This window comes from Capnocytophaga periodontitidis, assembly GCF_016126015.1.
GTDB classification, from domain to species: domain Bacteria; phylum Bacteroidota; class Bacteroidia; order Flavobacteriales; family Flavobacteriaceae; genus Capnocytophaga; species Capnocytophaga periodontitidis.
In genome coordinates this window covers 62,930-70,940 of record NZ_JAEFDB010000014.1, presented here as the reverse complement: position 1 = coordinate 70,940, position 8,011 = coordinate 62,930, and the positions used below count along the sequence as shown (strand labels likewise).

Sequence of the window (8,011 nt, the reverse complement as noted above, 5' to 3'; positions counted from 1 at the left end):
ATTGCTCTTTTTTTATTTCATACCTACCTATCCCTACCCTCGCACCCCCTCCGATTCCCTCCGAGATGCTCTGAGTTCCTACCTTCCCCAAAAAGACTCCAATTATAAGGCCTCTATTTTGTCCATTATATCTAAAAAAATGGAAATCAAAAGGTAATTTAAAAATTGCACTTGATAGTGGAATTTTGAGAGCTATTTTTTTTATAAAAAAACTTGCACAATTCAAATATTAGTACTACTTTTGCCCCGTCTTATAAGAAAAGATAGGTCTCATAGCTCAGTCGGTTAGAGCATCTGACTCATAATCAGAGGGTCGTTGGTTCGAGCCCAACTGGGACCACTAAAAAAGCCTTGAAAGTCAATCTCTTTCAAGGCTTTTTTCTATTAATAATAGTTTATCATAATTGATTTTACAAATTTTGTGTCGTATCAGCCTTTCTCCGATACCTTCTGAGTCTTTCAAAATTCATTTTTGTGCAAATTTGTGAATTTTGTGGGAAACTTAAACTATTATTAACTTAACGTCAGTTCGATATAACAGAACATTGATTTACAGTCTTGTAACATAATATATTCACAAAATAATTCACCGTCAGGTGAAAATTCGTGAGATAATTAAAAATAAAGACTTTTATACACTCCCAATTTCGTGAAAATTCGTGTAATTCGTGGGAGATTAAAAATATTTTGCTGATTGTTAAATAATTACTTGCGCCGAACTCACGTTAACTTAGTTTTTCCCTGTTTTATGGCTTTTCCCATTAGATTCTTTAGCAAACAATTGCTCTAATACTAATACACCTACTACCGAACCAAAAGTAATAGGTAAATTGTCAGAAATAGTCTCTTCTCTAAAATAAGTTTCCTTTGAGTAGAAAAAAATGTATTCAACAAAAAATACATTACTATCGCAACTGCAACAAGAATGGTTAATGGACAAGTTTTCATAGTGTGAAAATTTAATAAAATGTTAATATCTTTTGAATTTATGTTTTAATCAATGTTATATTCCTTTATATAAATGTGTTATCTCCTAAATAATAGTAAATAACACATTTTTTTACTATTAAGATTGAAAAGTAATAAAATAAGCACCTTCTGTCTTTTTAACTTTACCCTAATTCCCTCAATTGGCACTTTTTTTGATATAACTTTTCTTCAGTAAATAAAGCTTTTTTATGAACCTCATTATCGATCAGGGAAATACTGCCGTAAAAGTAGCGCTTTTTAAAGCTCAAAAGCAAGTGTTTTTTAATACTTATACAGCCGAAAATTTTCAGCAAAAATTGATGAAAGAGGTCAATTTAACCGAGGTACAACAAGCGATTATCGCTTCGGTTGTAGCAGATGCCGAAACGCGTTTTAGCTTTTTAAAAAAATATTTACCTCACGTGATTTTTGCCTCGAGCACTATGCCTTTGCCCTTTGTAAATAAATATGCTACCCCTCAAACCTTAGGTGTCGACCGTTTGGCTTTAATCGCTGGAGCAATGCAGCTTTTTCCCAATCGCAATATACTGGTAATCAGCGCAGGAACTTGTATAACTTTTGATGTGGTTACCCAAAAAAATGAATATCTTGGTGGTGCTATTGCCCCAGGAATTGCTATGCGACTAAAAGCAATGCATCAATTTACCTCTAAATTACCACTTTTAGAACAACAAGATTTTGATAACGAACAGTTTATAGGTAATACTACCGAGAGTTGTATGCTTTCAGGAGTCTATAATAATGTAGTGCGTGAAATCGAAGGTGTCATCGTTCAATACGAAGAAAAATTTGCTAACTTAGCAGTCATTCTCACAGGAGGCAATCAAAAATATTTGCAAGAAAGAATAAAAAAACCGATATTTGCCAACTCATTTGTGTTACTTGAGGGCTTGAATAATATTTTAGAATACCAAAAACAAACGCAACACTCTATAAATGGACAGTTAAAACAATATGATGAATAAACAGTTAATTACACTTATTATCGCCTTATTAACAACTACTTACGCTGCTTTTGCACAAAAAACAACCGAGTCTCCCTATTCCTTTTATGGCATAGGCGAACGCAATTTCGGCGGAATAGCCGAAGAAAGTGCTATGGGCGGTTTGGGTATTTATGCCGATAGTACCCGTGTAAATATACAAAATCCCGCTGCTCTTTCTCAGCTAAAATTTACCGCTTTTTCAGCTGGATTTACAATGCAACGCAAAAATATTGTTACAAATAACACAAAACTCAATACCCAATCTTCCTCCTTCAATTATTTTACACTCGGCTTCCCTATAGTCGAAAAATTAGGAGTGTCATTTGGGTTAGTACCCTACTCTTCCGTAGGCTACAAAATTAAAAACACCAAAGCCAACCGAGTTTATCAGTATGAAGGTAACGGAAATGTCAACCAATTCTTTTTATCTACTGGTTATCAAATCTATGGAGGGCTTAGCTTAGGCGCTTCTTTCCGCTATCATTTCGGAACGATTGATATGACCGACCTATACCAGCAAAACAATATTGAGTTCTACACTCAAGAGTTCAGTAAATCACGCCTCACAGGGGGGGCTTTCAATATCGGTTTGTACTACGAAGAAACTTTAAAACACCGTTTGCGATTATATACCTCATTAGTATACACCCCACAAAGCACACTTTCCTCCGAAAACCAACGCAATATCTCTACCCTCAGCTATGTAGCCTCCTCACGAAGCGGCGCTCAGCTCACAGTACGCGAAACCAGAGCTCTCGATTTAGAAGCTACCGGACTCAAAAATACCAAACTCACCTTGCCCACACAAATAGAAGTAGGCTTTGGATTAGGTGAATACCAAAAATGGTTCGCTGGTTTAGAATATACCTATATTAATAATAGTAAGTTCTCAAATCCCTTCCTCACCACTACCGATGTAAGTTACAAAGATAGCTACAAACTCGCCGCTGGTGGATTCTGGATTCCTAACTATCACTCCTTCTCAAGCTATTGGCACAGAGTTACCTACAGAGTCGGTTTGCGCTATGAGAACACCGGAATTGTACTCAACGGACAAAACATCAATTATTTTGGCACGTCTTTTGGACTAAGTCTTCCTGTAAAAGGATTTTCAAACCTTACCCTCGTCGCTGAATATGGCAAACGTGGTACTACTAATGCCAATTTGATAAAAGAAAATGAGTTTAACCTAAGAATAGGATTCACTTTAAACGACAAGTGGTTCCAACGAACAAAGTATCAATAAAAACAAACAAGAATGAGAAGAAGAATTTTATTAGCTACAATGGTTGCAGGTTTTTTCTTTGCAACTCAAGCCGAAGCTCAGAACTGTAATACTCCTGAGCTCACTCAGAAACTTTCGATATTTAGCGAATACGCTAAAGCGAAAAACTATAAAGATGCGTATCCTATTTGGAAAGAAGTATATACTCAATGTCCTACTCTACACTATGCTACCTTTGCTTATGGAGAACGCATCTTGCAGGATAAAATCAGAACTAGTAATGGTGCTGAAAAATCACAATTCGTAAAAGAATTGTTGCAAATGTATACCGATTACAACAAGTATTTCGCTTCCCGTTTCAACGCTACCGAAATGCGCATCCGTCAAGCTCTTTTGATGTTCGACGAAAAAGTTGGCTCTGAACAAGAAATCTACGACCTCTTGCACAAAGCTTTCACTGAGGGCAAAAACGATTTCAAAAACGAAAAAGCCTTATACTTGTATTTCTCCGAGTTAGTTGCCTTGCACGAAAAAGGTCAGAAAGAACTACAAGAAGTATTCGATGCCTACGATAACATTTCAGATAAAATTCAAGACGAAAAAAATGAACTTTCTGAAGAGATCAACAAGTACTTAGCCCAAGAAGAAGCAGGTACAATCAACGAAAAAGACAAAAAATTGCTCGAAGCAAACCGCAAACGTGTCGATAACTACGAAACTATTGCCGAAAGTATCGATGCTAAATTGGGTCAGCTCGCCGATTGTAGCAACCTCATCCCGCTTTACACTAAAAACTATGAGGCTAACAAAACTAACGAAGAATGGTTGCGCCGTGCTGCCGGTAAAATGTCCGATAAAGATTGTACTAAAGACCCTCTTTTCGTGAAGATAGTAACTTCATTGCACCAAGTAAAACCATCAGCAAACTCTGCTTATTACTTAGGGGTAATGAACGACAAATCTGGTAACTCTGCTAAAGCTATGCAGTACTACAACGAGGCGGTAAACCTTGAGACCGACAACTTTAAGAAGTCTAAACTCCTCATCCGTATCGCTTCTAAACACAGCAAAGCTAACGCTGTTGCCTATGCTCAAAAAGCGCTTACTTACAACCCTTCAAACTCTGATGCTTATCGTATTATGGCTCACGCCTATGCAAGCTCAGCTAACGAATGCGGTAGCACTTCATTTGAAAAAAGAGCGGTATACTGGTTAGCTGCCAAAACAGCTCGCAAAGGTGGTTTGGAAAGTTTAGCAGCCCGTTACGATGCTTTAGCTCCTTCTAAAGTAGATGTGTTCGAATCTGGATTAGCAGGGAAAACCGTTACCCTCAAATGCTGGATAGGACAATCTGTAGTAGTACCACGTTTGTAATGCTATATGAAAAAAAGTTTTTTTAATATCGTAAAAAGTATTGCCGTACTATTAGGTATGGCAATGCTTTTTTCGTGTAACAACGATATGCGTAACCTGCAACAACTCAGTATCCAAAAAAAATTCCCTCAAGGTGAAGCTTATAACTTCAAACTCGTATATACCGATTCTACTAAAGTAGTTGCCGTTGTTACAAGCCCTCTCAACAAAGATTATACAAACCAACGGATGCCTTATTCCGAATTCCCCGACGGCGTGAAAGTGGAATTCTACGACCAAGCCCGACATAAAAATACCGTCGAAGCGCGCTATGGCATCATCTACCCTTCTTCAGATATCGTAGAACTGCGCAACAATGTAGTACTTACTACCTACGACGGCAAACGCCTAAAAACCGAACAACTCTTTTGGGATCAAAAAGAAGATTGGATTTTTACCGATAAAGAATTTAGTTTTACCGATGAAGCCAAAGGCACCGTAACCAATGGCATAGGTATGGATTTCGATAAGAAATTCTCTACCGTTAAAGCCCATAAAACTACCGGTATTTTGGCTATCGACGACAAAGATGAATAATTATGAACGCACGTATCTTTTTTGAATATGCCTATCTGGCTATCGCTTTCTATTGTGCCTACCAAGTGTATGCCTTATATAATACCCCCGACCGCACTCAGTGGTATATGTACATTGCCTTTACACTCGGCGCATTGGCTATGTTTTGGCTCAGACGCAACACCCGACTTAAAAACCGCAGACGATAATGACTATAATTAATATTACCGGCTATGCTGCTTCACTCTTTATAGTGCTCAGCTTCCTTATTAAGGATAACCTTTTGTACATACGCCTTGCCAACTTGGTGGGGTGTGCTCTTTTTGTAATTTATGGATATTTCATTGATAGTATCCCCGTAATTCTGCCCAATGCCTTTTTAGTAGTCGTACAAATCGTGTATATTTGGAGAGAATTAAACAAGAAAAATAGGCTTTGCTAAACTTTAGTTGTTAGCGATGATATACTAATTTAGCATTATAACAGATTATTGATTTACAGCATTGTATCACAATCTATTCACAAGATAATTCACCGTTAGGTGAAAATTCGTGAGATAATGTAAAGTAAAGAGTTTTATACAGTCCTTATTTCGTGTAAATTCGTGTGATTCGTGGGAGATTTAAAATATTTTGCTGATTATTTAATAATTAATTACATCAAACTCACGTTAATTTAAGGAAAACTCCGTGAAATCTAGCTGCACCAGCTGCCAATATTTATTAGACTATATTTTATTTTATGAAAAGAATAACGCTTTTCCTTTTAGGAACTTTTTTCTCCCTTTCAACTCTTGCTCAAAACCGCAAACTCTCAGTAGCCGAATCGGTGTTTTATGCCGTGCAAGACCCCTCTAATCCAATGGGATACCGCTACCTGTTTCCCGAAACTCTCGAGAACCTACGCTGGCTCAAAGATAGTGATGTATACCTTTATACCAAAGACGGAAAATACCTCATTTTTAACCCAAAAGGGGAGCAAGTAGCAAGTATGAACGCTGAGCAACTAAACGGCAATATCTTGCTGATTGACAAAAATGAAATCGTAACCAAATCCGAAAATACTTTCTACCGCTATAACGGTGAAGGTAAGCAGGTTTTGGCAACGATTGCTCTTCCTAAAGGTAGTGAAAATGCCGAATACAACCCTCAAGCTAAAGTAGTAGCTTATACTTTAGATAACAATTTGTATTTCGCCGATGAAAAGAACGATAAAAAAGCTATTACCTCATTTACCGATGCCAATATAGTAGCTGGAAAAGCGATTCACCGCAATGAATTTGGTATCAACAAAGGAATTTTCTTCTCTCCTAAAGGCAACTATGTGGCTTTCTATCAAAAAGATGAAAGCAAAGTAGCCGATTATCCTTTAGTAGATATCACCACTACCCCCGCAACGCTCAAATCTATAAAATATCCAATGGCAGGACAGCCCAGTGAGCAGGCTGCCGTAGGGATTTACGACTTCCAAAACCAAAAAGTGCTGTACTTAAATATCGATACCACCGATGAACACTTTCTCACAAACTTAGCTTGGAGTCCCGATGAACGTTATATTTTGTTAGCCGAAGTAAATCGCGCTCAAAATCACTTCGCTCTCAACCGCTACGATACGCACACAGGTAAAAAAGTAAATACCATTTTTGAAGAACGCAATGCCAAATGGGTTGAACCCGAAAAACCTGCCGTTTTCTTGCCTAACAAAGCCGATGAGTTCTTGTGGCTGAGCGAACGCAACGGGTTTACCAATGTATATCACTACAATACCAATGGCAAACTCATCAAGCAAATCACTAATTTCCAATGGGTAGTACAAGATATTTTAGGCTTCGATGCGCAAGGTAAATACGTGTTCATCACAGGTACAGGTGCCGACCCGCGCGAGCAACACGCCTTCAAAATAGAGCTCAAAAACCCTAAAAAAATAACTGCCCTCACTACCGAAGCAGGCTCTCATAATGTACAGCTAAGCCATAGCGGTAATTATCTGTTAGATAGCTATAGCAGCATTAGCATCCCCAAAAACATAGACCTCATCGATACCGATAAAGGCAGCAAGCAACGTTTGTTCACCGCCAAAAATCCATTGGAAGGTATAGCTGTAGGAACTACAGAGTTTGTTACTCTAAAAGCTGAAGACGGCACTCCTCTTTATGGCAAGTTGCACAAACCTACTACTTTAGATCCTAACAAAAAATACCCCGTACTCATTTATGTATATGGTGGCCCTCACGCTCAACAAGTGAGAAACGAATGGTTAGCCGATACTTATTTGTGGTTACATTCATTCGTAGAGAACGAACAGTATATCGTTTTCACATTAGACAATCGCGGTAGTAAAAACCGAGGATTTGCTTTCGAAAGTGTTATCCACCGCCAATTAGGGGAAATCGAAATAAAAGACCAACTCAAAGGGGTAGACTACCTCAAGAGTTTGCCTTATGTCGATGGAAATCGCATAGCTGTACACGGTTGGAGCTTTGGAGGATTTATGGCTTCGAGCCTGATCACACGCCACCCCGATGTGTTTACCACTGCTGTAGCTGGAGGGGCCGTAACCGATTGGAAATACTACGAGGTAATGTATGGCGAACGTTATATGGATACCCCAAAAGAAAACCCCGAAGGCTATGAAAACAGTAGAGTAGGCAAATACCTCGACCACCTCAATCGTCCGTTGTTGTTCATTCACGGTAGTATAGATGATGTGGTAGTACCTCAACACCTGATGAGTATCACTCGTGACGCTATCAAGAAAAATAAATTTATAGATACTTTTATCTACCCAATGCACGGACACGGAGTGAGAGGCAGTGACCGCATTCACCTCACTCAACAAATTATAGATTACATCAAAACAAACAACTTGTAATTATCATTCT

General features: G+C 38.3%; 7 protein-coding genes and 1 tRNA gene. All 8 read left to right on the top strand.

The window, feature by feature from the left end; translation table 11 throughout:
* Positions 1 to 266 precede the first annotated feature (266 nt).
* Positions 267 to 340: transfer RNA gene (locus I7X29_RS14000), tRNA-Ile, on the top strand.
* 838 nt (positions 341 to 1,178) lie between these two features.
* The gene (locus tag I7X29_RS13995; protein ID WP_198475550.1) at positions 1,179 to 1,955 is read left to right on the top strand and encodes a type III pantothenate kinase; all 777 of its coding nucleotides are present in this window, start codon (positions 1,179 to 1,181) and stop codon (positions 1,953 to 1,955) included.
* Positions 1,948 to 3,222: a hypothetical protein gene (locus I7X29_RS13990; RefSeq protein ID WP_198475557.1), complete on the top strand. Its 1,275-nt coding sequence runs from the start codon at positions 1,948 to 1,950 to the stop codon at positions 3,220 to 3,222. The genes I7X29_RS13995 and I7X29_RS13990 overlap by 8 nt, the downstream gene beginning before the upstream one ends.
* 12 nt (positions 3,223 to 3,234) lie before the next feature.
* Positions 3,235 to 4,575, top strand: coding sequence for a hypothetical protein (locus tag I7X29_RS13985; protein WP_198467309.1), 1,341 nt, complete (start codon positions 3,235 to 3,237; stop codon positions 4,573 to 4,575).
* Between the two features lie 6 nt (positions 4,576 to 4,581).
* The gene (gene lptC, locus I7X29_RS13980) at positions 4,582 to 5,151 is read left to right on the top strand and encodes an LPS export ABC transporter periplasmic protein LptC (protein ID WP_009412991.1); all 570 of its coding nucleotides are present in this window, start codon (positions 4,582 to 4,584) and stop codon (positions 5,149 to 5,151) included.
* Positions 5,152 to 5,153: 2 nt separating this feature from the next.
* On the top strand, positions 5,154 to 5,339 hold the full coding sequence (locus tag I7X29_RS13975) for a hypothetical protein (RefSeq protein WP_009412992.1): 186 nt from the start codon (positions 5,154 to 5,156) through the stop codon (positions 5,337 to 5,339).
* Between the two features lie 5 nt (positions 5,340 to 5,344).
* On the top strand, positions 5,345 to 5,572 hold the full coding sequence (locus I7X29_RS13970; protein ID WP_198475555.1) for a uroporphyrinogen decarboxylase: 228 nt from the start codon (positions 5,345 to 5,347) through the stop codon (positions 5,570 to 5,572).
* A 299-nt stretch (positions 5,573 to 5,871) separates the two neighbouring features.
* On the top strand, positions 5,872 to 8,001 hold the full coding sequence (locus tag I7X29_RS13965) for a S9 family peptidase (protein ID WP_198475548.1): 2,130 nt from the start codon (positions 5,872 to 5,874) through the stop codon (positions 7,999 to 8,001).
* The last annotated feature ends 10 nt before the right edge of the window (positions 8,002 to 8,011 follow it).

Excerpts from the sequence above, each read along its gene's own strand:
- I7X29_RS13995 (WP_198475550.1), top strand. The coding sequence starts at position 1,179 with ATGAACCTCATTATCGATCAGGGAAATACTGCCGTAAAAGTAGCGCTT.
- I7X29_RS13990 (WP_198475557.1), top strand. The coding sequence starts at position 1,948 with ATGAATAAACAGTTAATTACACTTATTATCGCCTTATTAACAACTACT.
- I7X29_RS13985 (WP_198467309.1), top strand. The coding sequence starts at position 3,235 with ATGAGAAGAAGAATTTTATTAGCTACAATGGTTGCAGGTTTTTTCTTT.
- lptC (WP_009412991.1), top strand. The coding sequence starts at position 4,582 with ATGAAAAAAAGTTTTTTTAATATCGTAAAAAGTATTGCCGTACTATTA.
- I7X29_RS13975 (WP_009412992.1), top strand. The coding sequence starts at position 5,154 with ATGAACGCACGTATCTTTTTTGAATATGCCTATCTGGCTATCGCTTTC.
- I7X29_RS13965 (WP_198475548.1), top strand. The coding sequence starts at position 5,872 with ATGAAAAGAATAACGCTTTTCCTTTTAGGAACTTTTTTCTCCCTTTCA.